Source organism: Citricoccus sp. SGAir0253 (genome assembly GCF_005877055.1).
Taxonomy (GTDB): Bacteria; Actinomycetota; Actinomycetes; order Actinomycetales; family Micrococcaceae; genus Citricoccus.
The window spans coordinates 2,473,903-2,500,294 of sequence record NZ_CP039424.1; the positions used below are offsets into that span (position 1 = coordinate 2,473,903).

A 26,392-nucleotide genomic window follows, 5' to 3' on the forward strand; every position below is an offset into this window, starting at 1 on the left:
GGTCCCCGAGAACACCGCGCAACGCTCGTGAAGGAGTCCCGACCCGATGCCCCAGCCGACGCCGAACGCCCCCGCCCCGCGCCCCTTCTCCCGGGTGCTCGTGGCCAATCGCGGGGAGATTGCCGTCCGGGTCATCCGGGCCGCCCACGACGAGGGGCTCACGGCCGTGGCCGTGTACGCGGAACCGGACCGCGACGCCCTGCACGTGCGGATGGCCGACGACGCGATCGCCCTCGGCGGGACCACCGCGGCCGAGTCCTACCTGCTGGCGGACAGGATCCTGGCCGCCGCCGCGAGTTCCGGCGCGGACGCCGTGCACCCGGGCTACGGCTTCCTGTCCGAGAACGCCGACTTCGCCCGCGCCGTCCAGGCCGCGGGCCTGGTCTGGATCGGCCCGCCGCCGGAGGCGATCGAGCGGCTCGGCGACAAGGTCTCCGCCCGTCACCTCGCCCAGGAGGTGGGCGCCCCGCTCGTGCCCGGCACCGCGGACCCCGTCTCCGGCGCCGACGAGGTGCTGGCCTTCGCCGACGCCCACGGGCTGCCCCTGGCCATCAAGGCCGCGCACGGCGGCGGCGGCCGCGGCATCAAGGTGGCCCGCACGCGCGAGGAGATCCCCGAACTGTTCGAGTCGGCGGTGCGCGAGGCCACGGCGGCGTTCGGCCGGGGCGAGTGCTTCGTGGAGCGCTTCCTGGACGCGCCGCGGCACGTGGAGACCCAGTGCCTGGCGGACGCGGCCGGCACCGTGGTGGTGGTCTCCACGCGCGACTGCTCCCTGCAGCGGCGCAACCAGAAGCTGGTGGAGGAGGCCCCCGCCCCCTTCCTCACCCCCGAGCAGCAGGAGCGCCTGTACTCCGCCTCCAAGGACCTGCTGCGCGCCGCCGGCTACGTGGGCGCCGGCACGTGCGAGTTCCTCGTGGGCACGGACGGCACGATCTCCTTCCTCGAGGTGAACACCCGGCTGCAGGTCGAGCACCCGGTCTCCGAGGAGGTCACGGGACTGGACCTGGTCCGGGAGCAGTTCCGGATCGCCCGCGGCGAGGCACTGGGCTACGACGACCCCGCGGTGCGGGGGCACTCCTTCGAGTTCCGGATCAACGGCGAGGACCCGGGCCGCAACTTCATGCCCGCCCCCGGCACGCTGACCCGGTTCCGGCTGCCCTCCGGCCCCGGGGTGCGCGTGGACACCGGCGTGGAGGAGGGCGAGACGATCACGGGTGCCTTCGACTCCATGGTGGCCAAGCTCGTCGTCACCGGCGCCACGCGCCGGCAGGCCCTCGAGCGCTCCCGCCGGGCCCTGGCCGAGATGCAGGTGGCCGGCATGCCCACCGTGCTGCCGTTCCACCGCGCGGTGGTCGCCGACCCCGCCTTCGCCCCGCGGGACGGGGAGTCCTTCTCCGTGCACACGCGGTGGATCGAGACCGACTTCGAGAACACCATCGCCCCGTACGCGGCCCCCGCCGGCGCGGACGAGGCGCCCGAGCCGGAGGACCGCAGGTCCGTCACCGTGGAGGTCAACGGCAAGCGCGTCGAGGTCACCCTGCCCGCCATCCTCGGGGCGATCTCGACCGTGGCCGGCACCACCAAGGCCGGGGCGCGCCGGCGCAAGTCCCGGGGCAGCCGCGGCGCCACGGCCACCGGCACGGACGGGGACACCCTCACCTCGCCGATGCAGGGCACGATCGTCAAGGTCGCCGCGGGTGTCGGGGACGTCGTCGCGGAGGGGGACCTGATCGTGGTGCTCGAGGCGATGAAGATGGAGCAGCCGCTCACCGCCCACAAGTCCGGCACCCTCACGGAGCTGTCCGCCGAGCCGGGCGCCACGGTGACCGCCGGCGCGGCGATCGCGGTCATCGCCGACTGACCGCGCCGTCCGGTCCCGTGCCGCCCGGTGCGGGACCCGGCGGGGCGGGACCCGAGGGGGCGGGACGTGAGGGCGCCGTCGCCACCGGCCGCCGCGCGGCGGCCGGCGCCGGGGCGGGGGCGGGGGCGGCGCCGTCGAGCACCCGCCGGTACACCGCCTCGTAGCCGGCGGCCATGGTGGCCGGGACGAACCGCTCGAGCACCTCCCGCCGGCACCGGCGGGGATCGATCCGCCCGACCTCCGCGAGCGCCGGGACCAGGTCCTCGACCCGGTCCCGCACCAGGCCCGTCACGCCGTCCGTGATGATCTCCGGGACCGCCCCGCGGGGCATCGTCACCACGGGGGTGCCCGCGGCGAGCGCCTCGATCAGCACCATCCCGAAGGGCTCCTCCCACTGCAGCGGGAACAGCAGGCAGCGGGCGGCGGCGAGGGCCTCGGCCTTGGCGGGTCCGCACAGCTCGCCCAGCCACTCCACCCCCGGCCCGAGCCGCGGGCGGATCTCGGCCTCGAAGTACCGGCGTTCCGGCGGCTCGGTGCACTTCGCCGCGATCCGGATCCGCCGGCCCGCCGCCCGGGCCACGTCGATCGCCAGGTGCATGCCCTTGTCCGGGGTGCACCGGCCCAGGAACAGCACCCAGTCCTCCTTCCGGTCGCGGAAGGGCGAGCACGTGGGGTCCAGGGCGTTGTGCACGGTCCCGGCCCAGTGCAGGTCCGGGGCGAGCGCCCGCTGGGCGTGCGAGATCGCCACCAGGTGCGCGCTGCGGCCCACGGACCGGTAGTACCCGCCCGGCTCCCCGGCGACCGGGCCGTGCACGGTCACGACCGTCGGGACGGCCCGGCCCCGGGCCTGGAGCGGGCCGAGCAGGGTGTGGTCGTGGACCAGGTCCACCGCGAGGCCGTCGAGGACCTCGGCGACGGCGGCGGCGTGGACGGCCTCGGGCAGCACCTCCCTCAGGCGCTCCCGCTGGGGGACGGCGTAGGTCCGGCGGAACCGGGCCCTCGTGCCGTGTCCCCCGGCGCCGACCAGCGTGACGTCGTGGCCGCGCTCCACGAGGGCGTCGACGAGATGCGCGAGCACCAGCTCGATCCCGCCGTAGCCCCGCGGGGGCACCTCGAAGAACGGCGGGGCCACCATGGCGATGCGCAGCGAGTCCATCGGCTTCCTCTCCCAGGGACCCCTCCGCTGTGGCACGTCTCGACCACCGGTCCCCTCAGGGGGACCCGGGCTCGCCGCAGGCGCACGGCTCGGCGCTGACCGTCATCCCGTCGGCGAGCCCCGTCACGGTGGCCTGCCCGTCCCGGACCTCGACGTCCACCAGCGCGTCGCCGAGGCGCAGGCCGCGGATCGTGAGCGGCTGCAGCTCCGCCGGCAGCCGAGGGTCCAGGCGCAGGTGCCGGTGCGGGAAGCACGGCCTGGCCCCCAGCAGCATCCGGGTCAGCTCCACCGGCGCCGCGGAGGCCCAGGCCTGGGGCGAGCAGGCCGCCGGGTAGGGCACCGCCTGGGCGTACTCGTCGGCGTCGAAGCCGCACATCAGCTCCGGCAGCCGGCCCCCGAACTCCGTGGCCGCGCCGTACAGCGCGCGGGCGACGCGGGCGGCGTGCTCGACGAAGCCGTACCGGCGCAGCCCGGTGGCGATGATGGCGTTGTCGTGGGGCCAGATCGAGCCGATGTGGTAGCTCATGGGGTTGTACGCGCCCATCGTGCTGGCGAGGGTGCGCACCCCCCAGCGGGTGAACATCGCCGGGGAGAGCAGGTGGTCGGCCACGGAGGCCGCGTGCTCCTGCGCCACGATGCCCGTCCACAGGGCGTGCCCCATGTTCGAGGCCAGCGAGTCCACGGGGTCCTTGTCCCCGTCCAGCGCGATCGCGTACCAGCCGCGCTCGGGCAGCCAGAAGGCCTCCTCGAAGCGCTCCCGCAACCGGGCCGCGCGGTCCCGGAACGCCCGTGCGGTCCCGGCGTCGTCCTCGAGCGCCTCGGCGAGCAGGGCGCGGGCCAGGTAGGCGCCGTAGACGTACGCCTGGACCTCCACGAGCGCGATGGGGCCCCGGGGGATCCGGCCCGAGGCGTCCGTGATGCCGTCGTGGGAGTCCTTCCACCCCTGGTTCACCAGTCCGCGGTCGGTGCCGCGCTGGTACTCCACGAAGCCGTCGCCGTCCCGGTCGCCGTGGCGCTCCACCCACTCCAGCGCGCGGTCCACGTGGGGCAGCAGGGCCCGCAGCCGGTCCGGCGGGGCGCCCCAGCGCAGCAGCTCGCCCACGAGGATGACGAACAGCGGCGTGGCGTCGGCCGTGCCGTAGTAGACGTTGCCGCCCAGGGCGTCCGCGGCGTCCACGCCGAACCGCATCTCGTGCAGGATCCGGCCCGGCTGCTCCTCGGTGACCGGGTCCTCGCGGGCGCCCTGGTACTTCGCGAGCGCCTCGGCGGTGCCGAGGGCGAGCGAGGGGCTCAGGGACAGGGTCATCAGCGCGGTGAGGATGGAGTCCCGGCCGAACAGGGCCATGAACCAGGGCGCGCCGGCGGCCACCGCCACGGCCTTCGGATCGGTCGGGTCGTAGATGCGCAGGGACTCCAGGTCGCGGCCGCTCGTGCGCAGGGTCTCCAGCAGCTCGGGGTCGGGCACCATGACCGTGGGCGTCTCCCCCCGCCACGCCGTGCGCCGCACCGCCGGCAGCATCCGGGTGACGGGTTGGTCCTCCGGGAACGCCAGGTCCGGCCGCACGCCGTCGATGACGGGTTCGACGTGCAGCGAGGTCCTCCACTGTCCCCGCGCCGGGACCACCACCCGGAACGTGATGGCGTCGGGCAGCATGGTCGCCCCCACCACCGAGACCACCGTGCCCCGGCTGTGCCCCTGCCATCGCCGGGTCAGGTGCAGCTCGTCCTCCCCGTGCTGGATGGAGTGCTCGCCCCGGCTCTCGACGTGGCCCGCCTTGACCTCGAAGAGGTCGCCGAAGTCGGCGTCCACGTGCACGGTCATCGCGAACGCCGCCGTCTCGGCCCCGAGGTTGCGCACCACGAGGTCCTCGCGCATGCTCGCGCCGATGAACCGGTGGCGCTCGACCACGAGGGTGGAGTCGGCCAGGCCGGCCCGCGGCCGGGCCCGGCCGATGAAGGTGCCGCGGTAGGTCTCCTCCGCCAGGACGGTGAGGGGCTCCACCGGATCCCCGTCGAGGCGGAGCTCCCAGCGGGAGAGCACCCGGGTGTCCCGCAGGAACAGGCCCTGCGCGGCGCCGGGGGTGATGTCCCCCGAGGCCTCGGACAGGCAGAAGGACGAGCCCTCCAGGAGGGTCACCGTGCCGGACGAGACGCCTCCCGGCGATCCGGCGAAGTTCCACGCGAGCGTCACCCTGCACCTCCGGTTCCGAAGCGGTGCCCCGCACCGCGCCCCTGCGTCGGTCCCCGCCCCCCTCCCGGGCGGCGCCCGGCGGCCGGCTCGACTGGTCGTGGCGTGAATGGTAGACCCGCCCCCGGCCCGGGCGACAGGGTAGGGACCACGGCCCGGGCGACGGGGTACGGACCCCGGCCCGGGCGACGGGGTGCGGACCCCGGACAGGCCGGGCCCCCCGGAGAGGCACCCGCGCGGACCGGCCATGTCCTCGCCGCCCCCCCCGGAGTGCTTCGGGGGCAGAAACCACCGGTTGCTTCTGCCCGCAAAGCCTCCCAGGAACAAGGCTGTCTCATTATGTGGACCGACTGCCCGTCATCTGGACGCGCGCGTAGGATGGATGGGCCACGCGGCCGGTTCCCACCGGCGTGCCGGACCCTCCCAGGCGCCCCCGCGGCGCCGGCCACGGACCGTTGCACGGCGTGGCCGTCATCGCCATCCTCACCTCAGGAGCATTGCCATGTCCGCTGACCTGTCCACGGGGGGCCCGGCCGGGACCGCCCCCGCCAAGGACGACGGCACCGCCGAGCTGGGCGTCCCCCGCTCGCGCGTGGTGCTGGCGTCCCTCATGGGGACCTCGATCGAGTTCTACGACTTCTACGTCTACGCCACCGCGGCGGTCTCGGTCTTCCCGCTGATCTTCTTCCGCGCCGGCGACGACGGCGCGGCCCTGCTGGCCTCGATGGCCACCTTCGGCGCCGCGTTCATCGCCCGTCCGGTGGGCTCGGTCCTGTTCGGCCACTTCGGCGACCGGATCGGCCGCAAGGCGACGCTCATCGGCTCGCTGCTGACCATGGGCATCGCCACGTTCCTCATCGGCCTGCTGCCGACCTACTACCAGGTCGGCCTGTGGGCCCCGGCCATGCTGACCATCCTGCGCTTCTGCCAGGGCCTGGGCCTGGGCGGCGAGTGGTCCGGGGCCGCCCTGCTGGCCACCGAGACCGCGCAGAAGGGCAAGCGCGCCTGGGCGGCGATGTGGCCCCAGCTCGGCGCCCCGATCGGCTTCCTGCTGGCCAACGGCCTGTTCCTCATCCTCACCCTTTCCTTCGACCACGACTCCACGAACCCGGACATGGACGGCGCCTTCCTCACCTGGGTGTGGCGACTGCCGTTCCTGCTCTCCCTGGTCATGGTCGCGATCGGCCTGTACGTCCGGGTCCGCCTGCAGGAGACCCCGGTCTTCCGCCGCGCCGTGGAGAACGACGAGCGCGTCAAGGCGCCGCTGGGCGAGGTCTTCCGCAAGAACTGGTGGGAGCTCATCCTGGGCACCTTCATCATGCTGGCCACCTACGTGCTGTTCTACCTGATGACCACGTGGATCCTGTCCTACGCGATCGGCAACCCGGAGAAGACCGGCGGGCTGGGCGTGCCCTACTCCGACTTCCTGGTGCTCCAGCTGATCGGCATCCTGTTCTTCGCCGCGTTCGTGCCGGTGGCCGGCTGGCTCGCGGACCGCTTCGGGCGCAAGCCCACCCTGGTCGTCATCACGGCCCTGCTGCTCGCCTTCGGCCTGACCTTCGGCTGGTGGCTCAGCGCCGACTCGATCGGCCAGGGCACGGACCTGAACACCGTCCAGATGATGCTCTTCCTCATCGTGGGCATGACGCTCATGGGCCTGACCTTCGGCCCAATGTCCGCCATCCTGCCGGAGCTGTTCCCCACCAACACGCGGTACACGGGCTCCGGGATCGCCTACAACGTCTCCTCCATCCTCGGCGCGGCGCTCACCCCGTTCGTCGCCGCCTGGCTGGTGCAGGCCTACTCGGTCGCCCACGTGGGCTACTACCTCTCCGCCGCCTCCGTGCTGACGCTCCTCGCCCTCGTGCTGTCCCCCGAGACGAGGACGAAGTCGCTCGACTCGGACGGCGCCGCCTCGCGGGCCATCTCCGAGGAGATCGTCTCCGAGCCGTGACCGGAGGGGGTTCGTCCCCCTCGGCCCGACGCCGGCCCGGCACCCTCAACGCGAGGGTGCCGGGCCGGCGTCGTCCCCGGGGCGCGAGGGGCCTCCGGCGGTGCCCGCGGGGTCCCCTGCGGTGCGCGCGAGGACGAGCAGGCGCCGGCCGGCGAGCACCGCGAACACGGACCACGGCAGCAGGGAGGCCAGCGCGAACACCAGGCCCACGACCCCGGCATTGGAGGGCACGGCCATCAGGGCGGCGGCGACGAGCCCCCCCCCCCCCCCACGATCAGCACCACGCTCGCCAGGGCGGCCCACCCGCCCAGGCGCACGAGGCCCGCGAAGCGCCGCACGTCCGGCAGGACGGCGGCGGCGTCGACGACGGTCATGGTTCCTCCCGAGTGGTCCCGCCCCGCCCGGGGGCGGCCCCTGGCCTCTGGCGCACCCGGCGGGAGCCGTGCCACGCTGGCGCGCAGGATCGGGCGCGTCGTTCCGGAAGGGGTGTGCTGGCATGCCGATGACATCACGGCGCCTGGTCCGGTGGGTAGGGCTGTGCGCCGCGGCGGAGGCCCTCGGGATGACGGCCGCGGCGCTCGCCGCCCGGCTCGGCGCGGACTGGGGTGCCGAGGCCGCGGGGCCGGGCACCGGTGCCGCGCTCGCCCTGGTCGTGGCCGCGGGGATCCTCGAGGGCGCCGCGGTGGGAGCGGCCCAAACCGCCGCCCTGGGCCGTGAGGTGCACGGGCTGCGCCGCGGACGCTGGACGGTCGTCACCGTGCTGGTCGCCGGGCTCGGCTGGGCCGCGGCCTCGGCCCCGGCGGTGCTCTCCGCTCCCGGGGACGCCGGGGAACCGCCCTGGCCGCTCGTGCTGGCCGGGGCCGCCGCGCTCGGCGCCGTCATGGGCGCGGTGCTCGGGGCGGCCCAGTCGGTGGTGCTGCGCCCGGCTGTGGCGCACCCCTGGCGGTGGGCGCTCGTCAGCACGGTGGCCTGGACACCGGCCATGGCCGTCATCTTCCTCGGCGCCACCACGGCCCCCGCCGCGTGGCCCCTGCCCGCGGTGGTGCTGCTCGGCACGGTGACCGGGGTGGCCGCCGGCGCGGTGCTGGGCCTGTTGTGCGGGCTGTTCTCCCCGGTGGTCTCCCCCCCGGTGGCCGGGGCCGGCGGTGCCGCCGGCCCCGGCGTCCCCGTGACGCCTACAGGGCGCCGCGCTCCCACGGCCCGGTCACCGCGTAGGTGATGCCGGGGGTCTGGACGTTGAAGAACAGGATCCGCCCGTCCGGGCTGAACGTGGCCCCCGCGAGTTCGCTCGTGTTGTCCGAGGCCAGTTCCGCCAGGTCGAAGATCAGCCCGTCCGGGGTGATCCCGCGCAACAGGTCCTTGCCGCCGCCGTCCTCGCACAGCACCAGTCCGCCGGTGTTGGGCGACACGCACAGGTTGTCCGGGCTCTGCAGCACGTCCGGGTCGGTGGACTCGTAGACCAGCACCAGCTGGCCGCCGGACGTGCCGCGCGGACGGTACTCCCAGACCTGGCCGAGGCCGGCGTCGCCGCCGCTCGTGGAGTTGACGTAGATCGAGCCGTCCCCGTACCAGGCCCCCTCCAGTCGGGCGAAGACGGCGCCGCCGAGGGCGTGGCCCTGCTTGAAGACGGCCAGGCTGTCGTCGCTGTCCGGATCCGGGTCGGCGATGTCCACCCACTCGACGGGCAGCGGCGTGCCGGGTCGCTGGCTGTACCGGGTGTCGTACTGCGGCCGATCCTTGACGGCCATCATCTGCAGGCGCCCGCCGGCAGCGAGGTCCTGCGGGTCCTCCGGCAGGAACCGGTAGAAGCCGGAGGTGCCGCGGTCCTCCGTCTCATAGACGATGCCGGTGGAGGGGTCGATCGCGACGGCCTCGTGCGTGAACCGGCCCATGGCCTTCAGCGGCACGGGATCGACGGGCGAGGTGGCGTCCGCGGGCACCTCGAAGACGTAGCCGTGTGGTCGCTCGACGTCGAGGCCCGTGAAGGTCTCCTCACAGGAGAGCCAGGTGCCGGCCGGCGTCGGGCCGCCGGCACAGTTGCGAATGGTCCCGGTCAGCGAGGGGTACGCGCTCACGAGCGCCATGGCCCGGGGATCGAAGACGAGGTTGGTGGTGCCGCCGGCGGCCGACGGGTCGTAGCTGTTGGCGCCGAAGGCCGCGCCCTGGGAGTTCTCGTGGTTGCGCACCAGGTTGATCATCCCGTCCCGGCCCGGGAACGCGGCCATGCCGTCGTGCTTGCCGGGCGTGGGGGTGCCGTCGCTCATGACCGACCCGGTGTGGCCGAAGGCCACGTAGGAGAAGCCGGCGGGCAGCAGCAGCTCGCCGCCCGGGGCTGGCTCGAGGGGGCCGTAGCCACCGTTGTCCGGCGCCTGCATGGTGTCGTCGCCCCGGGTGCGGCCCTGGGCGGCGTGGGCGGTGTTGCCCATGAGGGCGGACAGCGCCGCCGCCGCGGTGAGCGTGCCGCCGGCGAGGAAGCCGCGGCGGCCGAGGCGGGAGGCCGCCGCGCTGGTGGAAGTGGTCATGATGGAAGGCCCTCCTGCGGGTGGATGGGGGATCTGGCCTCCCCAGACCACCGGGGCCGGGTGAACGGGTGGCCGGGCGCAGGTGAACGGGCCGCCCGCTGCGGGTGAAGACTGCCGGGGCGCACCGGTTCCCGGCCCCTGTCCCGCCGCGGCGTGCCCCGCTAGGGTCGACCCACCCCTGCCCCCGGAGTCCCTGGGAGTCCCCATGACCGCCCTCTCCCCCACGCCCGCGGCGCCGGCCCGGCACTGGTGGCACGCCGCCCTGGAGCGCACCACGGCCCTGGCCCGGACCGTCCGCGCCGGGTTCGCCCGGCGGTTGGCCGCCCGACGCCGGCGCGACGGTCTCGGGGCGAGCGGCGGTCCGCCCGCCCCGTCCATTCCGTCCGCGCCGGAGGCGCAGCACCGTGCCATCGTGCGGCCGGGCCGAGGCCGGACCGCAGGCGCGCTCACCGGACTCCTCGCCGTCGTCGCCACCGGCTCCAGCGCCGCGGGACTGCTGCTGCCGGACCTGTACGGGAACCCCGCCTCGAGGGCCGCGATGTTCCGCGGCCTGGACCTGGTCACGCTCGCCGTGGCCGGGCCGGGGCTGCTGGGCGGCTGGTGGCTCGCGGAGCGGGGGTCCCTGCGCGGCCGGCTGCTGTGGTCGGGAACGCTCGCCTACATCCTGTACACCTCCGTGCTGTCCGTGTTCGGGCTCGGGTCCACCGCCACGTTCCTGCTCCACGTCGCGGCGCTGGTCCTGTCCGCCGCCGCGCTCGTCCTCGTGCTGCGGACAGCGGACCCGGACCAGGTCGCGGCGCGGTCCGTGGGCCGACTTCCGGCCCGGATCGCCGCGGCCGTCCTGGGGCTGCTGGGCGGTGGACTCGGCGGCACGTGGACATTCTTCGCGGTCCGCGAGGCCCTGACCGGGGCACCCCCGGAGGAGAGCCTGCTCGTCCAGACTCCCGAGGGGATCCAACTGGCCTACGCCGCCGACCTGGTCCTCGTGGTGCCGTCCTACCTGGTGGCCGCCGTGCTGCTGTGGCGCGGCCTGTCCTGGGGCCACCTGCTGGGTGGCACGCTGCTGGTCTCCGGGCTCCTCCAGCAGCTCGGGTACCTCGCCGAGCTGGCCGGGCAGGCCCGCGCCGGCATCCCGGGCGCCGCCGGCACCGACCCCCAGGAGCCGGCCGTCGTGGCCGCCTACGTCATCGGCGCCGCCGCGCTGCTGGTGTCGGGCACGTCGCGCCGGTCGCACACCGTCCGCGCAGTTCCCCTTGCCCCGCCCGCACGGCTCCCGACCGCCTGACCCCGGTCGCCGGGCCGCAGTGGCCTCGCCGCGGCGGCCCGGCCTCGGAGGCCGGGGGCCACGCCTGTCCGGCGCCAGCGGGCCGGTGCTAGCCTCCGGCCATGGCGCAGCACACGCCCCCGCGGACCGGACCCACCCTGCGGTTCCTCGGCGGCGCGGACACCGTGACCGGCTCCCGGTTCCTCGTCGAGACCGCCTCCACCCGCGTGCTCGTGGACTGCGGCATGTTCCAGGGCCTGAAGGTGCTGCGCGAACGCAACCGGGCGGACTTCCCCGTCCCGCCCGGCTCGATCGACGCGGTGGTGCTCACGCACGCCCACCTCGACCACACCGGGTACGTGCCCGCCCTCGTCCGCGACGGCTTCCGCGGGCCCGTCTACGCCACCGCCGGGACCACCGACCTGGCCGCGATCATGCTCCCGGACAGCGGGTACCTCGCCGAGGAGGAGGCCCGGCGGGCCGCGCACCACGGCTACTCGCGCCACGCGGCCCCGCGCCCCCTGTACACCGCGGCGGACGCGGAGCGCTCCCTGGCCAGCTTCGTCCCCGTGGACGTGGACGTCCCGACGGCCATCGGCGAGGACGTCCGCTTCACCCTCGTGCCGGCCGGCCACATCCTCGGCGCCGCCGGCGTCCGGCTCGAGGTGGCCGGGCGCACGGTGCGCTTCACCGGGGACCTCGGCCGCCGGCACGACCCGCTCATGCACCCGCCCCGGCCCCTGGAGCGGGTCGACGTCCTCGTCTCCGAGTCCACCTACGGGGACCGGCGCCACCCGCAGGAGGACCCGGAGGACGTCCTGGCCGACGTGGTGCGGCGCACCGCGCAGCGGGGCGGCGTGGTCCTCGTCCCGGCCTTCGCCGTGGGCCGCACCGAGACGGTCCTCTACCACCTCTCCCGGCTGATCGAGGCCGGCCGGATCCCCGAGATCCCGGTCTACCTGAACAGCCCCATGGCCGTCGACGCGGCCGCCATCTACCAGCGCTACCCCGAGGAGCACCGGCTGGACCCGGCGGCGCTGCGCCGGATGTACGCGCTCGCCCGCCTGGTCCGGGACCCGGACGAGTCGCGGCTGCTGAACGTCCGCGGCGGCCCGATGATCATCCTCTCGGCGAGCGGCATGCTCACCGGGGGCCGGATCCTGCACCACGTGGCCTCGTACGGTCCCGACCGCCGCAACGCCATCGTGCTCACCGGCTACCAGGCCGTGGGCACGCGCGGGTCCGCGCTGCTCGGCGGCGCGGAGTCCCTGCGCATCTTCGGCCAGGACGTGCCCATCCACGCGGAGGTGGTGTCCATCGACGGCCTGTCCGCGCACGCCGACGCGGACGAGCTCTTCGGCTGGATGGCGGCCGCCCCGCACCCCCCGCAGTCGACCTACCTCGTGCACGGGGAGCGCACGGCGTCCGACGCCCTGCGCGCGCGGCTGCAGCGGACGCTCGGCTGGCGGGTGCGCACGCCGGAGCACCTCGAGCGCGTGCGGCTGTGATCCTCCGGCGGCGATCCTCCGACGCCGGCCGCGGGGTCAGCGACGCCGGCCGCGGGCGAAGTACAGGATGGGCCCGAGGAAGTTCAGGCCGATCACCACCGCCCACACCCCCTTGGGGCCGTTGACCTGCTCGGCCGGCCGCCGGGCCAGGTCCGCCCAGGCCGTGGCGGCGAGCGAGAGCTGCACGGAGCCCAGGGTCAGCACGGCCGCCTGCTGGCGCGGCGTCAGGTCGCTCCAGCGCCGGGGCCTCCGGCGTCCCGGCCTCCTGCCCTTCCACGGACTGCGGTTCATGGTCCCTCCTCTGCTCGGGGATCGGTGCCGGCCGCCGGCGGCGGTCCGGGAGGCGTCGTCACGGGCCCGGGCGCCCACCCGGGGTCCACGGGGCCCTGGTCCAGCCGGAACGGCGGGTACTCGTCCCGCAGCAGCAACACGTACGCCGCCACCCGGAAGCTCCAGCGGTCCAGGCCCACCACGAGGTCGAACAACCCGGTGCGGTAGCGGCCGGTGAACAGCAGCACGACGGCGGCGATGAGCACGAGCAGCCCCACCAGCGAGGGACCCCAGGCCGCCCGGTCCCCGGGCCCGTCCGCCCACCGCGCGCCGGTCCCGCCCGTGAGGATGCCCACGACCACCAGGTGGGGCAGCGCCAGCAGCCACCACTTCACGAGCACCAGCCCGCGCGAGAGCCGCTCCGGATAGGCCACGTCCAGCGCCGCGGGGTAGGGCGCGGGGGCCAGGCTGAACGGCGGGTACCGGTCGGTGCCGAGGGCGGAGTAGCCGTAGAAGCCCACCCGCCAACTCCAGCGCAGCACCCCGACGGCGAAGGCGAACCACGCCCGCGGGTACCGTCCCGTGACGAGCACGGCGAGGCCGGCGGCGACCGTGGTGACCACCAGGGCGAACCACAGCAGCGCCAGGACGAGGTAGTGCGGGATGGCCAGCAGCCACTTCACGAGCCACAGGCCGCGGGACAGCGGCTCGTCGAGGATGCCGCCGATCCGCAGCGGGTAGGCCCCGGGCACCGCGCGGACGGGTGCGGGCTCGGCGGCGGCCGCCGCCCCCGGACCCCGACGGCGGCCCGCGGCCTCCGCGCGCGCGGCCGGGTCGATGTCCCGCCCCAGCCCGGCGGCGCCGAGCAGCAGCAGCGGGACCCCGACGACGAGCCCGGCGATCCCCGCCCACAGCAGCCCCGTCCCGACGGGGCCGAGGAGGCCGGAGCGGGCGCCTGCCCGCACGTCCACCCAGACCGGCTGGCCGGCGTCGGCGTCCATGACCACGAGCGTCCACCGGCCGGGCCCGGGCACCCACTCCAGGGCCTGCTCGCCGGGGCCCGTGGCGGAGGCGACCCAGAAGTCCTGCGCCGCCGGCTCGGCCGGCCGCCGGTCGCCGTCGACGGTGCGCCCGCTGTCCGCCCGGTCCGGACGGTCCGCGTCACGGTCCCCCCACCGCGGGGCGCCGTCCGGGCCGGTGCCGGCGCCCCAGCCGGTGCCCGGCGCCCACCCGGGCCAGTCACGCGGACCCCAGGCACCCGCGCCCCCGCCGCCGGGAGTCCAGCCGGACACACCCCAGCCGGAGGGATCCCACGGTCCCCGGCCCCAGGCACCCGGACCCAGCACGGTGTGCCGCACGCCGTCCAGGTACGCCGCGGCCCGGTCGGCCGGGGCGATGCCGACGAAGACGTCCCGGCCCGGCACCACCGAGGCGGCGCGGACCTGCACCGTGAGCAGGTCGCCGGCTGCGGGCCCGGGGGCGCCGTCCGCGCCGTCCGGTCCCCCCAGCACGACCGGCGCGGTCGCGAGGGCGTACCCGGTGGACTGCAGCCGCCGGACGTCGCCGACGACGAAGCCGCCGTCGCGCTGCTCAGCCCCGGCCCGCAGCACGGCGGCGCCGGCGACGGTGAGGCCGAGGCCGGCCATCGCCAGCAGGACGCCGATCACCAGCAGGGCCCACTGGCCCGGGCGCGTGCGGGCCGGGAGGGGCGCGGGGAAGGACGAGCCGGAGGGGCCCGCGGGGAGGGGTCCGGGCGGTGGTGCGGACGGTGCGGACATGGCGACTCCTGGGGGCACGGGTCAGCGCATGGCCCGCACTCTAGCGACGGCCCGCGGGGCGGGCCAGACCCGCCCGACCGCTACAGGTGCACGTGCAGGCGGCGCGCGGCCTCGGAGATCGAGCCGGACACCGAGGGGTACACGGTGTAGGTGCTGGCGAGGTCGTCCACGTGCAGCTTGTGCGTGACCGCGAGCGCGAGCGCGTAGATCAGCTCGGAGGCGCGCGGGGCGACCACCACGCCGCCGATCACGGTTCCCGAGCCCTTGCGGGCGAAGATCTTCACGAAGCCGTGCCGGACGTTCTGCATCTTCGCGCGCGGGTTGGTGGCCAGGTCCAGCTTCAGGATGTCCGCCTGGTACTTGCCGGAGGCGACCTCGGCCTCGGTGATGCCGACGGTGGCGATCTCCGGGGAGGTGAAGATGTTCGAGGACACCAGGTGCGGCTGGAACGGCTTGACCGCGTCCCCCATCAGGTGCGCCACGGCCACGCGGCCCTGCATCGCGGCCACGGAGGCCAGCGCGAACACCCCGGTGCAGTCCCCGGCGGCGTAGATGGTGGGCACGGAGGTGCGGGAGACGCCGTCCACGGCGACGTGCCCGGACTCGGTGAGGCGCACCCCGGCCTCCTCGAGGCCGATCCCCGCGGTGTTCGGGATGCCGCCCACGGCCAGCAGGCAGTGGCTGCCCTCGAGGACCTCGCCGCCGGTCAGGTGCACGCGCACGCCGTCCGCGGTCCGCTCGACCGACTCGGCGCGGGTCCGGCCGACCACGGTGACGCCGTCCTCCGCGAAGGCGTCCTCGAGCACGGCGGCCGCGTCCGGGTCCTCGCCCGGCAGGACCCGGTCGCGCGAGGACACGAGCGAGACGCGGGCGCCGAGCAGGTTGTAGGCGGAGGCGAACTCCGCGCCGGTCACGCCCGAGCCGACCACGATCATGTGCTCGGGGACCTCGGTGAGGTTGTAGACCTGGGTCCAGTTGAAGATGCGCTCGCCGTCCGGCCGGGCCGTCGGCAGCTCGCGCGGGCTGGCACCCGTGGCCACGATGATCGCGTCCGAGGCGATGGTCTCGGTGCCCTCCGCGGTGGTGGCCTCGACCGTGGTGGGGCCGGTGAGCCGGCCGGAACCGATGACGATCCGCACGCCCAGGCGCTCGAGCGCCCGGCGGATGTCCCGCGACTGCTGGCGCGCCAGCTCCAGCAGTCGGTGGTCCACCACGCGCATGTCCGCCCGGGGCACCGTGGTGCCCAGGTCCACGCCGAGCCCCGGGGCGCGGGCGGCCCGGCGCATGGAGTCGGCCGTGGCGATGAGGGTCTTGGAGGGCACGACGTCCGTCAGCACCGCGGAGCCGCCCATCCCCTGGCGTTCCACGACGGTCACCGTGGCCCCGAGCTTGGCGGCCACCATGGCGGCCTCGTAGCCGCCGGGACCGCCGCCGAGGATCGTGAGGGAGGGACGGGGGATGATCTGGGTGCTGGTCACGGGCTCCATTCTGTCCAACCCGGCCGGAATCCGGAAACGGCGTCCGGCGCACGGCACGGCGCCCCGGCACAGGGAACCGGTCGGTGACCGGCGAGTAGGATGGCGCTCGTGACCGACCCCGCGACGACCACCGTCCCCCCGTCCCGCTCCCCGCTCCAGGGCGACCACCCGGGCTTCACCGAGGCCCGCGAGGCGGCCGCCGCGCTGGCCCGGGCCACCGGCGCGGCCCTCGAGGGCCCGGACAGCCACCGGATCGCCGTGGTCCTCGGCTCCGGCTGGGGCGGGGCCGCCGAGCTGATCGGCGAGACCGAGCACACCGTGCCCACCTCCGAGCTGCCCGGCTTCGCCGCCCCGAGCGTGCCCGGCCACAACCCCACGGTGCGCTCCGTGCGGCTGGCCGACGGCAGCCGCGCCCTGGTCTTCGGCTCCCGCACCCACTACTACGAGCACCGCGACGCCGGCGCCGTGGCCCACACGGTGCGCACCGCCGCCGCGGCGGGGGCGCGGGCCGTGGTGCTCACCAACGGCTGCGGCTCCCTGGTCCCCGAGTGGGGACCCGGCACCCCGGTGCTGATCGCCGACCACCTCAACCTGACCGGGGCCACCCCCCTCGTGGGGGCGGAGTTCGTGGACCTCACGGACCTGTACTCCCCGCGCATCCGCGAGATCGCCCGCTCGGTGGACCCGGACCTGCCCGAGGGCGTGTACGTCCAGTTCCCCGGCCCCCAGTACGAGACCCCCGCCGAGGTGCGCTACGCCAAGGCGATCGGCGGCGACCTCGTGGGCATGTCCACCGCGCTGGACGCGATCGCCGCCCGGCACGCCGGCCTCGAGGTGTTCGGCATCTCGCTCGTCACCAACGCCGCCGCCGGCTTCAGCGGCGAGCCGCTGAGCCACGACGAGGTGGTCCAGGCCGGCCGGGACGCCGGACCGCGCATCTCCGCCCTGCTGGCGGGGATCATCGGGCGCCTGTGAGGCGCCGGGCGGGCACCGCTCGATCCACCGCACCGAGGACAGGGAGCAGCGCATGACCGAGACGACCGCCCCGGACCCCGCCCTGCTGGCGGCCGCCGAGGACTGGGCCCGCCAGGACCCGGACGACGGCGACCGCGCCGTCCTCGAGGCCGAGATCGCCGCCGCGCGGGCCGGGGACGCCGGCGCCGCCGCGGCCCTCGCCGGCCGCTTCGCCGGTCCGCTGGCGTTCGGCACGGCCGGGCTGCGCGCCGAGGAGGGCCCCGGCCCGGCCCGCATGAACCGCGCCGTGGTGCGCCGCACGGCCGCCGGGCTCGCGCGGCACGTGCTCTCGCGCCTGGACGGCCCCGCCGCCGCGTCCGGGGGCGGCGCCGCCCGGCCCCCGCGCGTCGTCGTGGGCTACGACGCGCGCCGCGGCTCGCAGCGCTTCGCCCGGGACTCGGCGGCCGTGTTCGCGGCCGCCGGCCTGGAGACCGTCCTGCTGCCACGCCCCCTGCCCACGCCCGTGCTCGCCTTCGCGGTGCGGCACCTGGACGCCGAGGCCGGGGTGATGGTCACCGCGAGCCACAACCCGCCGGCGGACAACGGCTACAAGGTCTACCTCGGCGGCCGGCTCACGGACGAGGCGGGGCGCGGGGCGCAGATCACCGCGCCGACGGACGCCGAGATCGCCGCCGCGATCGACCACGCCGCCCCGCTGGACTCCATCCCCCTGGCGGAGGAGGGCTGGACCGTGGCGGGCGAGGAGATCGTCGCGGCCTACCGGCGGGCCGCCCTGGGCGTGCTCTCCCCGGAGACCGGGGCCGCGCGCCGGCTCGACGTGGTCTACACCCCGCTGCACGGGGTCGGCGGGACGGTGCTGCCGGACCTGCTCGCCGCGGCCGGCTTCGACCGGCCCTTCGTGGTGCCCGAGCAGGCCGAGCCGGACCCCGCCTTCCCCACGGTCGCCTTCCCCAACCCCGAGGAGCCCGGCGCCCTGGACCTCGCCCTCGCCGCGGCGCGGGAGCGCGGGGCGGACCTGGTGATCGCCAACGACCCCGACGCCGACCGGCTGGCCCTCGCGGTCCCGGGACGGGACGGGGACGGCTGGCGGATGCTCACGGGCGACGAGGTGGGCGTGCTGCTGGGCCACCACCTGCTCGGCCGGCTGCGCTCCCGCGGTGCCGTGGTGGCCGCCTCCGTGGTCTCCTCCCGGCTGCTCTCGCGGCTGGCCGCCGAGCGGGGCGTGGCCCACGAGACCACCCTGACCGGCTTCAAGTGGATCTCCCGCGTGCCCGGGCTCGGCTACGGCTACGAGGAGGCCCTGGGGTACTGCGTGGCCCCGGAGCTCGTGCGGGACAAGGACGGGCTGACCGCCGCGCTCGTGGCCGCCGAGCTGGCCGCGGGGCTGGCGGCGGACGGCCGCACCCTGCAGGACGTGCTCGACGAGATCGCCCTGGCCCACGGCGTCACGGTCACCGGCCAGCTCTCCGTGCGGGTCGCGGACCTCTCGCTGCTGGGGGCGATGATGTCCCGCCTGCGGCTCGCGCCGCCGTCGTCCCTCGCCGGCCGGGAGGTCACCGCCGCCGTGGACCTGGCCCCCGGCTACCGGGGACTGCCGGGCACGGACGCGCTGCTGTACACCACGGCCGACGACTCCCGCGTGATCGTCCGGCCCTCCGGCACGGAGCCGAAGCTCAAGTGCTACCTCGAGGTGGTCCGGCCGGTCGACTCGGCGGACCGGCTGGCGGAGGTCCGCGCGGAGGCGACCGCCGCGCTCGCGGCCCTCACCGCGGCCGTGTCCGAGGCCCTCGGACAGTAGGCTGGTGGGCATGGACCTCGCACAGTACATCGACCACACCCTGCTCAAGCCCCAGGCCTCGCGCCAGGACGTCCTCGCGCTGTGCGCGGAGGCCGCGCAGGCGGGGGTCAAGAGCGTGTGCGTCAACCCCGTGTGGGTCCCCACGGTGCACGAGGCCCTGGCCGGCAGCGGCGTGCTGACCTGCGCAGTGGCCGGCTTCCCGCTCGGGGCCACGACCACCGCCGTGAAGGTGGCCGAGGCCGCCGGCGCCGTGGCCGACGGGGCGGACGAGGTCGACATGGTCATCGACATCGCCGCGGCCCTGGCCGGCGACCGCGAGGCCCTCGTCGCGGACATCGGCGCCGTGGCCCGCGCCGTCCACGAGGGCGGGGCGATCCTCAAGGTGATCATCGAGACCTGCCTGCTGGACGAGGCGGCCAAGGAGCTGGCCTGCCGCGCCGCCGTCGAGGCCGGGGCGGACTTCGTCAAGACCTCCACCGGCTTCTCCACCGGGGGCGCCACCGTGGAGGACGTGGCCCTGATGCGCCGGGTCGTCGGCCCGGACGTGGGGGTCAAGGCCTCCGGCGGCGTGCGCACCCGCGAGGACGCCCTGGCCATGATCGAGGCCGGCGCCACGCGGATCGGCGCGAGCTCGGCCCTTGCTATCCTGAAGACCAACTGACTTCCGCTTCGGCACTCGTTCGCACCGCACTGAGGAGACATCGTGATCGTTAACGGCAAGCCCCGGAACCACTCCGGCGAGGGCAGCTTCTGGGGCAACCTGCTGGTGACCGCCGTCTGCTTCGTCCTGTTCGTCGGCTGCATCTACGCCATGGGCTGGTGGTCGCTGGAGGTCGCGTGGATCCCGGGCATCATCGCCCTGGCCCTGGCCGTGCTGGCGTTCATCATCCCGCAGCAGGTCCTCGGCCGCGGCGACTCCGTGGACCACGAGGCCATCCACGTCCAGGACGCCACCGTCCGCCGCGGCCACTGAGCCGCCCGGACCGCACCGCGCCACCGGAGGGCCGTATCCCTCGCGAGGCACCCTCGGCACCGCCGACCCCCAGACGTCCACGCCGGAACACCGGCGTGGACGTCTTGCGTATCGTCTCCATCGCCGCCGTGGTGCTCGGCCACTCCTTCGGTCCCCGGCTGGCCGGCGGGGAGTACCTGGAGATCTGGCGGATGCCGCTGTTCTTCTTCCTCACCGGCTACTTCTGGACCCGCGGCCGGCCCTTCGCCCACGAGTTGCGGGCCCGGTGGCAGGCGCTGGCCGTGCCCTACCTCGCGTGGGCCGTGCTCATGAGCGCGGCCGCGTGGCTGTGGACCCGGGACACCCCGGACGGGTTCTGGCCCCTCATGGCCACCGGCTGGTACGGCGGCTCGGACCAGGAACCGCCGTGGTGGGCGTTCTGGTTCATCTCCGTGCTGTTCTTCGTCACCGTCCTGCGCCGCTGGCTCGAGCGCTTCCCGGCGTGGGTGGCGTGGGCGGTGTCCCTGGCCGGGCTGGCGCTGGGCCTCGTCCCGGACTCGATGCTCGGCCGGACCCCGTTCGGGGCGGGCCTGGCCCTGCCGTGCCTGTTCTTCGTCCTGGCCGGGGAGCACTTCCGCTACCGCGTCCAGCCGCGCATCCCCCGGCACCGCACCCTCGTGGGGCTCACCGTGATCGGCCTGGGCCTGCTCGCCGTGCGGCTCGGCGTGGCGCCGCCCAACATCAAGTTCGCCGGGTTCGGCGACTTCCTCGTCACGCCCGTGGTGGGGGCCGCGATGGCCGCCGGCTTCGTGCTGGTGTCCAGCACCGTGGTCGAGCGCCTCACGCGCGGCGCCTCCCGCGCCGTCAACGCGGTGGTCCGCACGGGCACCGTGGTGGTGCTGTTCCACGGCTGGCTGCTGCAGACGCTCGTGGACCTCGACGTGCTGGACGACGCGGCGAAGTTCGTGCTCACCCTGCTCATCAGCTGGGCCGTGGGCATCCTCCTCAACGCCACGCCGCTGGCCCCGGTGCTCAGCGGGACGCCGGCCCCGGACTGGTGGACCCGGTGGCGGGCCCGCCGCCGCGGGCACCGGCGCGACCACCGGTAGCGCGGCCGCGAGGCGTGGCGGCGCGCCCGCCGGCCCGGGAGCCGCGCGCCCCCAGCACTTTGCGGGCAGAAGTCACCGGTGGATAGTGCCCGCAAAGCGCTGGGGGTTCAGGCGTCGGGGGCCGACCGCCGGGCCGCCAGGCCGGACAGGCGGGCGGGTCAGGCGGGCGGGTCAGGCCGGCGGGTCAGGTGGGCGGGTCAGGCCGGCTGGTCCTCGCGGAAGATGGCCTTGAGCACCTGCGCCGCCCAGTCCAGCAGCGGCAGGTCCACGAGGTCCCGGCCGCCCACGGGGGCGGTCCTCGGCCGCGGGATCATCACCGCGTTCAGGGCCGGCTTGACGGAGGCCCCCTTGTACATGCGCTGCAGGCGCATGACGCGGGACTCCGGCAGGTCCGCGGGGCCGAACTTCACGTTCTGGCCCATGAGCATGACCTCGGTGACCCCCGCCGCGCGGGCGGCATTGCGGAACCGCGCCACGGCCACGAGGTTCTGCGCGGCGTCCGGCAGCTCGCCGTAGCGGTCCCGCAGTTCCTCCACCACGGCGTCCACCGCCGCGTCGTCGTTGGCCTGGGCGAGGTTGCGGTAGGCCTCCAGACGCAGCCGCTCCCCCGGCACGTAGTCGTGCGGCAGGTGGGCGTTGATGGGCAGCTCCACCTTGACCTCGGCGGGCGCGGACTCCTCCCCGCCCTTGAAGTCGGCCACGGCCTCGCCCACCATGCGCAGGTACAGGTCGAAGCCCACCCCGGCGATGTGCCCGGACTGCTCCCCGCCCAGCAGGTTGCCGGCACCGCGGATCTCGAGGTCCTTCATGGCCAGCTGCATGCCCGAGCCCAGCTCGTTGTGCGCGGCCACGGCCTTGAGCCGCTCCAGCGCGGTCTCGCCCAGCGGCTTCTCCGCGTCGTAGAGGAAGTACGCGTAGGCCCGGTCCCGGCCACGGCCCACGCGGCCGCGCAGCTGGTGCAGCTGGGACAGGCCGTAGGCGTCGGCGCGGTCGATGATGAGGGTGTTGGCGTTGGCGATGTCCAGGCCCGTCTCGATGATCGTGGTGGACACCAGCACGTCGAACTTGCGCTCCCAGAAGTCGACCATCACCTGCTCCAGGCGCGCCTCGCCCATCTTGCCGTGCGCCACCACCACGCGGGCCTCGGGGACGAGCTCGCGGATGCGGGCGGCCACCTTGTCGATCGAGGACACCCGGTTGTGCACGAAGAACACCTGGCCCTCGCGCATCAGCTCGCGGCGGACCGCCGCCGTGACCTGCTGGTCCGTGTACGGCCCCACGTAGGTGAGCACGGGGTGCCGCTCCTCGGGGGCGGTGGCCAGGGTGGAGGTCTCGCGGATGCCGGTCAGGGACATCTCGAGCGTGCGCGGGATCGGGGTGGCGGACATGGCCAGCACGTCCACGTTGGTGCGCATCGTCTTGAGCGCCTCCTTGTGCTCCACCCCGAAGCGCTGCTCCTCGTCCACGATCACCAGGCCGAGGTCCTTGAACCGCACCTCCTTGGACAGCAGGCGGTGGGTGCCGATGACCACGTCCACCGAGCCGTCGGCCATCCCCTCGAGGGTCTCCTTCGACTCCTTCGCGTTCTGGAACCGGGACAGCGCCCGGACCCGCACGGGGAACCCGGCGAACCGCTCGGTGAAGGTCTCGTGGTGCTGGCGGGCGAGCAGCGTCGTCGGGACCAGCACGGCCACCTGCTTGCCGTCCTGGACGGCCTTGAAGGCCGCCCGGACGGCCACCTCGGTCTTGCCGAAGCCGACGTCGCCGGAGACCAGCCGGTCCATGGGGACCGAGGCCTCCATGTCCTTCTTGACCTCGTTGATGGTGGTGAGCTGGTCCGGGGTCTCGATGAACGCGAACGACTCCTCGAGCTCGCGCTGCCACGGGGTGTCCGGGGCGAAGGAGTGCCCGCGCGAGGCCATCCGGGCCGAGTACAGCCGGATCAGCTCGCCGGCGATCTGCTTGGTCGCCTTCTTCGCCTTGGACTTCGTGGACGCCCAGTCCGAGCCGCCCATCTTGGACAGGCTCGGGGTCTCCCCGCCCACGTAGCGGGTGACCTGGTCCAGCTGGTCGGTCGGCACGAACAGCCGGTCCCCCGGGGCCCCGCGCTTGGACGGGGCGTACTCCAGCACGAGGTACTCGCGGTAGGACTCCCCGTTCGCCGAGCTGCCGGCGCCGCCGGCGGCGCCCGCCCCGGAGACCTTGCGCCGCTGCAGCTCCACGAACCGGGCGATGCCGTGCTGGCTGTGCACCACGTAGTCGCCCTCGGCCAGGGTCAGCGGGTCCACCGCGTTGCGGCGCTTGCGGGCCAGGGCCTTGGTGGCCCCGCGGGCCCCGCCCGCGCGGTTGCGGCCGAACAGGTCCTGCTCGGTCAGCAGCGCCACCCTCGCGGCGGGCAGCGCGAAGCCGGACCCGGCGACGGCGGTGGTGATGGTGACCTGACCGGGCTGCGGCTCGGCGGGCACGGCGTCCACCACGACGGCGGGCAGCCCGGCCTCGCCGAGCAGCTCCGACAGGCGCCGGGCCGGGCCGGGCCCGTCCGTGGCGACGACCGCCTGCCAGCCCTCCGCGCAGCGCTGCCGCACGTGCGCGACCATGGCGTCCACGTCCCCGTGGAAGCCGCGCGGCTCCGTCAGGCCGGTGCGCAGCGCGGAGGCGTCCGGCAGCAGCTCGACGTCCGCCCCGAGGGCGGTGAGCTGCCACCAGCCCTGGAACCGGCCCAGGGCGGTGGCGCGGGTCTCGGCGAGGGTGGCGAAGCCGCCCGCCCCGGCCTGGCCGGCGCCGGGACCGGTGCCCGCCCCGGCCAGCGCGGCGACGTCCACGGGCGCGGCACCGCCCTGGGAGGCGGAGGCCCACGCGGCGGTGAGGAACTCCTCGTTCGTGTTGAGCAGGTCGTCGGCCCGGTGCCGGACCTTCTCCGGCTCCACGACGACCGTGAGGGAGCCCTCCGGCAGCAGGTCCAGGAACGGCACCATGCCGTCGGCCAGCACGGGGGCGAGCGACTCCATGCCCTCCACGGCGATGCCCTCGGCGATCCGCTCGAGCATGTCCACCGCGCCGGGCAGGGCCGGCTGCAGCTCCCGGGCGCGGCGGCGCACCGAGTCGGTCAGCAGCAGCTCGCGGCACGGGGGCGCGTACAGGGCGGTCGGGTGCCCGGAGCCGTCCTCGGTGGTGTCCTGCAGCGAGCGCTGGTCCGCCACGGAGAAGTAGCGCAACTGCTCCACCGTGTCCCCGAAGAACTCGATGCGCAACGGGTGGGCCTCGGTGGGCGGGAAGACGTCCAGCAGCCCGCCGCGCACGGCGTACTCGCCCCGGCGCGAGACCATGTCCACGCGGGCGTAGGCGGCGTCGGCCAGTGACTGGACGACGCCGTCGAAGTCGTGGTCCTCCCCCACCGCGAGCCGCACCGGGGCCAGGTCGCCGAGCCCCGCCACGAGCGGCTGGATCACGGAGCGCACCGGGGCGGTCACCACGGCCAGCGGCGGGCGCCCGTCCGTGCCGGGGTGCTCCAGCCGGCGCAGCACGGCCAGGCGGTTGCCCACGGTGTCCGAGCGCGGGGAGAGCCGCTCGTGCGGCAGGGTCTCCCACGAGGGGAAGTGGGCCACGGCGTCCGGGTCCATCCACCCGGCCAGGTCGGCGGCGAGGTCCTCCGACTCGCGGGAGGTGGCGGTCACCAGGAGCACGACGGCGGGCCGGTCCAGGCCCGTGGCCGCGGCGCCGTCCGGCGCGGAGAGCCCGGCCCCCGCCCCGGCGAGCAGGGCGGCCAGCGGCGCCCGGGCGCCGTCGGGCAGGCTGATCTCCAGGTCCTCGGTGCGGTCGGCGCCGGTCCGGGCGGCCGAGACGGTGGCCGCGGCGACGGCGGGGTCCTGCAGCAGGGCGGGCAGCAGCCCCGCCAGCGGGTGGGGTGTGGTCATTCATCCCAGCATATAGGCTCGGCACTGGTCAGCATCGTCGATCCACAGGAGGCTCCACCATGGGATTCCAGGAAACCACGACCATCGCCCACCCCCCGGCCGAGGTCTTCGCCACGCTCGTGGACGAGCGGTTCAACCACTCGATCACCAAGGGCGTGGGCGGCGAGCTCGTCGCCTTCGAGCGGCAGGGCGAGCTGGACGGGCCCGTGTCCGTCACCATGGTGCGCTCGGTGCCCGTCTCGCGGCTGCCCGAGGTGGTGCAGAAGTTCGCCGGCAAGTTCCTCGGCGACCACCTGCGGATGGAGCAGCAGGAGACCTGGTCCGCGCCCGCCGCGGACGGCTCCCGCACCGGCCAGCTCGTCATCACCGTCTCCGCCGCCAAGGTGACCGCCACGTCCGAGCACCAGCTGGTGCCGGCGGACGGCGGCGCCACCGAGGTGCGCGCCACCGGCTCCGTGGAGTGCCGCATCCCGCTCGTGGGCGGCCAGGTGGCCAAGGCGGCCGAGCCGCGCGTCGGCCACGTGCTGGGCCGCCAGGCCCGCGAGGTCACCGCCTGGCTGGACGGGAAGTAGTCCCGGGCCAGCACGCACGACGAGGCCCCGGCGGGAGATCCCGCCGGGGCCTCGTCCGTCCCGGGCCTCGGTCCGTGGCCCGGCCGGGGCTCAGGCCACGCCGTCGAACAGGCTGGTGACCGAGCCGTCCTCGAAGACCTCGCGGATGGCCCGCGCGATGAGCGGGGCGATGGACAGCACGGTCAGGGTGCCGAACCGCTTCTCCTCCGGGATCGGCAGGGTGTTGGTCACCACGACCTCGCGGGCGCCGCACTCGGCCAGGCGCTGGGCGGCGGGATCGGAGAACACGGCGTGCGTGGCCGCGATGATGACGTCCTTGGCCCCGGCCTCCTGGAGCACCCGCACGGCGCCGGCGATCGTGCCGCCGGTGTCGATCATGTCGTCGATGAGCACGCACGTGCGGCCCTCGACCTGGCCGACGACCTGCTTGGACACGGCCTGGTTCGGCACCGTGAGGTCACGGGACTTGTGCACGAAGGCCAGCGGGGCACCGCCCAGGCGCTCGGCCCACTGCTCGGCCACGCGCACGCGGCCCGTGTCCGGGGAGACGACCGTCAGGTCCTCGCCCTCCGTCTTCGAGCGGATGTAGTCGCTGAGCATCGGCACGGCGAACAGGTGGTCCACCGGCCCGTCGAAGAAGCCCTGGATCTGCGCGGTGTGCAGGTCCACGCTCATGATGCGGTCGGCGCCGGCGGTCTTGTACAGGTCCGCCACGAGGCGGGCGGAGATCGGCTCGCGGCCGCGGCCCTTCTTGTCCTGGCGGGCGTAGGGGTAGAACGGCGAGACCACCGTGATGCGCTTGGCGGAGGCGCGCTTGAAGGAGTCCAGCATCAGCAGCTGCTCCATCAGGTGGTTGTTGAGCGGGGCCGGGTGCGACTGCATCACGAAGATGTCCTTGCCGCGCACGGACTCCCCCGAGCGCACGTAGATCTCCCCGTTGGCGAAGTCGTAGGCGCTCATCGGCAGCAGTTCGGTGCCCAGTTCCTCGGCGACCTGGGTCGCCAGCTCGGGGTGGGCCCGGCCGGCCGCCAGGACCAGCTTCTTCTCGCCGTGCAGGGTGATCTCGTTCATGGGGTGCTTCCTTGGTTCTGTT

21 protein-coding genes are annotated in these 26,392 nt (G+C 75.1%); 11 read left to right on the forward strand and 10 right to left on the reverse strand.

Annotated elements, in window-relative coordinates; all coding sequences use genetic code 11:
- The first annotated feature begins 46 nt into the window (after positions 1 to 46).
- Complete coding sequence (locus tag E7744_RS10885) at positions 47 to 1,861, forward strand: biotin carboxylase N-terminal domain-containing protein (RefSeq protein ID WP_137774135.1); 1,815 nt, start codon at positions 47 to 49, stop codon at positions 1,859 to 1,861.
- On the opposite strand, the gene E7744_RS10890 is transcribed toward E7744_RS10885, so the two are convergent.
- Positions 1,848 to 3,017, reverse strand: coding sequence for a glycosyltransferase family 4 protein (locus E7744_RS10890; protein ID WP_137774136.1), 1,170 nt, complete (start codon positions 3,015 to 3,017; stop codon positions 1,848 to 1,850). The two genes, E7744_RS10885 and E7744_RS10890, sit on opposite strands and share 14 nt — an antisense overlap.
- Before the next feature lie 55 nt (positions 3,018 to 3,072).
- Positions 3,073 to 5,208, reverse strand: a complete 2,136-nt coding sequence (locus E7744_RS10895; protein ID WP_137774137.1) for a glycogen debranching N-terminal domain-containing protein — start codon at positions 5,206 to 5,208, stop codon at positions 3,073 to 3,075.
- 499 nt (positions 5,209 to 5,707) lie between these two features.
- Between E7744_RS10895 and E7744_RS10900 the strand changes: the two genes are divergently transcribed.
- The gene (locus tag E7744_RS10900; protein WP_210417103.1) at positions 5,708 to 7,159 is read left to right on the forward strand and encodes an MFS transporter; all 1,452 of its coding nucleotides are present in this window, start codon (positions 5,708 to 5,710) and stop codon (positions 7,157 to 7,159) included.
- Between the two features lie 45 nt (positions 7,160 to 7,204).
- Here the strand turns inward: E7744_RS10900 and E7744_RS10905 are convergent, their stop codons facing one another.
- Positions 7,205 to 7,390, reverse strand: a complete 186-nt coding sequence (locus tag E7744_RS10905) for a hypothetical protein (protein ID WP_137774138.1) — start codon at positions 7,388 to 7,390, stop codon at positions 7,205 to 7,207.
- Positions 7,391 to 7,395: 5 nt separating this feature from the next.
- Positions 7,396 to 7,533, reverse strand: a complete 138-nt coding sequence (locus E7744_RS15840) for a hypothetical protein (protein ID WP_168199804.1) — start codon at positions 7,531 to 7,533, stop codon at positions 7,396 to 7,398.
- A 122-nt stretch (positions 7,534 to 7,655) separates the two neighbouring features.
- Here E7744_RS15840 and E7744_RS10910 point away from each other — a divergent pair, with 122 nt between their 5' ends.
- Entirely contained in the window at positions 7,656 to 8,378 is a 723-nt protein-coding gene (locus tag E7744_RS10910; RefSeq protein WP_137774139.1) for a hypothetical protein, read from the forward strand.
- Here E7744_RS10910 and E7744_RS10915 read toward each other — a convergent pair.
- On the reverse strand, positions 8,335 to 9,681 hold the full coding sequence (locus tag E7744_RS10915) for an alkaline phosphatase PhoX (protein WP_137774140.1): 1,347 nt from the start codon (positions 9,679 to 9,681) through the stop codon (positions 8,335 to 8,337). The two genes, E7744_RS10910 and E7744_RS10915, sit on opposite strands and share 44 nt — an antisense overlap.
- Before the next feature lie 205 nt (positions 9,682 to 9,886).
- Here E7744_RS10915 and E7744_RS10920 point away from each other — a divergent pair, with 205 nt between their 5' ends.
- Together E7744_RS10920 and E7744_RS10925 are read left to right on the forward strand one after the other, a co-directional pair.
- Positions 9,887 to 10,966, forward strand: coding sequence for a hypothetical protein (locus tag E7744_RS10920; RefSeq protein ID WP_137774141.1), 1,080 nt, complete (start codon positions 9,887 to 9,889; stop codon positions 10,964 to 10,966).
- Between the two features lie 101 nt (positions 10,967 to 11,067).
- Complete coding sequence (locus E7744_RS10925) at positions 11,068 to 12,453, forward strand: MBL fold metallo-hydrolase RNA specificity domain-containing protein (protein ID WP_137774142.1); 1,386 nt, start codon at positions 11,068 to 11,070, stop codon at positions 12,451 to 12,453.
- A gap of 36 nt (positions 12,454 to 12,489) precedes the next feature.
- Here E7744_RS10925 and E7744_RS10930 read toward each other — a convergent pair whose 3' ends face one another.
- From E7744_RS10930 to E7744_RS10940, 3 genes are all read right to left on the reverse strand, one after another.
- Positions 12,490 to 12,744, reverse strand: a complete 255-nt coding sequence (locus E7744_RS10930; protein ID WP_137774143.1) for a PLDc N-terminal domain-containing protein — start codon at positions 12,742 to 12,744, stop codon at positions 12,490 to 12,492.
- Positions 12,741 to 14,501 (reverse strand): DUF4389 domain-containing protein, encoded by a 1,761-nt coding sequence (locus E7744_RS10935; RefSeq protein ID WP_246858410.1) that lies wholly within the window; start codon positions 14,499 to 14,501, stop codon positions 12,741 to 12,743. Before E7744_RS10935 ends, E7744_RS10930 begins: the two co-directional genes overlap by 4 nt.
- 80 nt (positions 14,502 to 14,581) lie before the next feature.
- Positions 14,582 to 15,988, reverse strand: a complete 1,407-nt coding sequence (locus E7744_RS10940; protein ID WP_137774144.1) for an NAD(P)H-quinone dehydrogenase — start codon at positions 15,986 to 15,988, stop codon at positions 14,582 to 14,584.
- Between the two features lie 90 nt (positions 15,989 to 16,078).
- On the opposite strand from E7744_RS10940, the gene E7744_RS10945 reads away from it, so the two are divergent.
- The 5 genes from E7744_RS10945 (at position 16,079) to E7744_RS10965 (ending at position 20,813) form a co-directional block, all read left to right on the forward strand.
- Positions 16,079 to 16,954 (forward strand): purine-nucleoside phosphorylase, encoded by an 876-nt coding sequence (locus tag E7744_RS10945; RefSeq protein ID WP_137774145.1) that lies wholly within the window; start codon positions 16,079 to 16,081, stop codon positions 16,952 to 16,954.
- 52 nt (positions 16,955 to 17,006) lie between these two features.
- The gene (locus E7744_RS10950; RefSeq protein ID WP_137774146.1) at positions 17,007 to 18,752 is read left to right on the forward strand and encodes a phospho-sugar mutase; all 1,746 of its coding nucleotides are present in this window, start codon (positions 17,007 to 17,009) and stop codon (positions 18,750 to 18,752) included.
- Positions 18,753 to 18,762: 10 nt separating this feature from the next.
- A complete protein-coding gene (deoC, locus tag E7744_RS10955; RefSeq protein WP_137774147.1) occupies positions 18,763 to 19,413 on the forward strand; it encodes a deoxyribose-phosphate aldolase in 651 nt (216 codons plus the stop codon).
- 42 nt (positions 19,414 to 19,455) lie between these two features.
- The gene (locus E7744_RS10960; protein WP_137774148.1) at positions 19,456 to 19,725 is read left to right on the forward strand and encodes a hypothetical protein; all 270 of its coding nucleotides are present in this window, start codon (positions 19,456 to 19,458) and stop codon (positions 19,723 to 19,725) included.
- 95 nt (positions 19,726 to 19,820) lie between these two features.
- Positions 19,821 to 20,813: an acyltransferase family protein gene (locus E7744_RS10965; RefSeq protein ID WP_137774149.1), complete on the forward strand. Its 993-nt coding sequence runs from the start codon at positions 19,821 to 19,823 to the stop codon at positions 20,811 to 20,813.
- 197 nt (positions 20,814 to 21,010) lie between these two features.
- On the opposite strand, the gene mfd is transcribed toward E7744_RS10965, so the two are convergent.
- Positions 21,011 to 24,727 carry a transcription-repair coupling factor gene (gene mfd, locus E7744_RS10970; protein WP_137774150.1) on the reverse strand — a complete coding sequence of 1,239 codons (3,717 nt, stop codon included), beginning with the start codon at positions 24,725 to 24,727 and terminating at the stop codon, positions 21,011 to 21,013.
- Positions 24,728 to 24,786: 59 nt separating this feature from the next.
- Here mfd and E7744_RS10975 point away from each other — a divergent pair, with 59 nt between their 5' ends.
- On the forward strand, positions 24,787 to 25,299 hold the full coding sequence (locus tag E7744_RS10975; protein WP_137774151.1) for a DUF2505 domain-containing protein: 513 nt from the start codon (positions 24,787 to 24,789) through the stop codon (positions 25,297 to 25,299).
- A 90-nt stretch (positions 25,300 to 25,389) separates the two neighbouring features.
- Here E7744_RS10975 and E7744_RS10980 read toward each other — a convergent pair whose 3' ends face one another.
- Entirely contained in the window at positions 25,390 to 26,370 is a 981-nt protein-coding gene (locus tag E7744_RS10980; protein WP_137774152.1) for a ribose-phosphate diphosphokinase, read from the reverse strand.
- Positions 26,371 to 26,392: the final 22 nt, after the last annotated feature.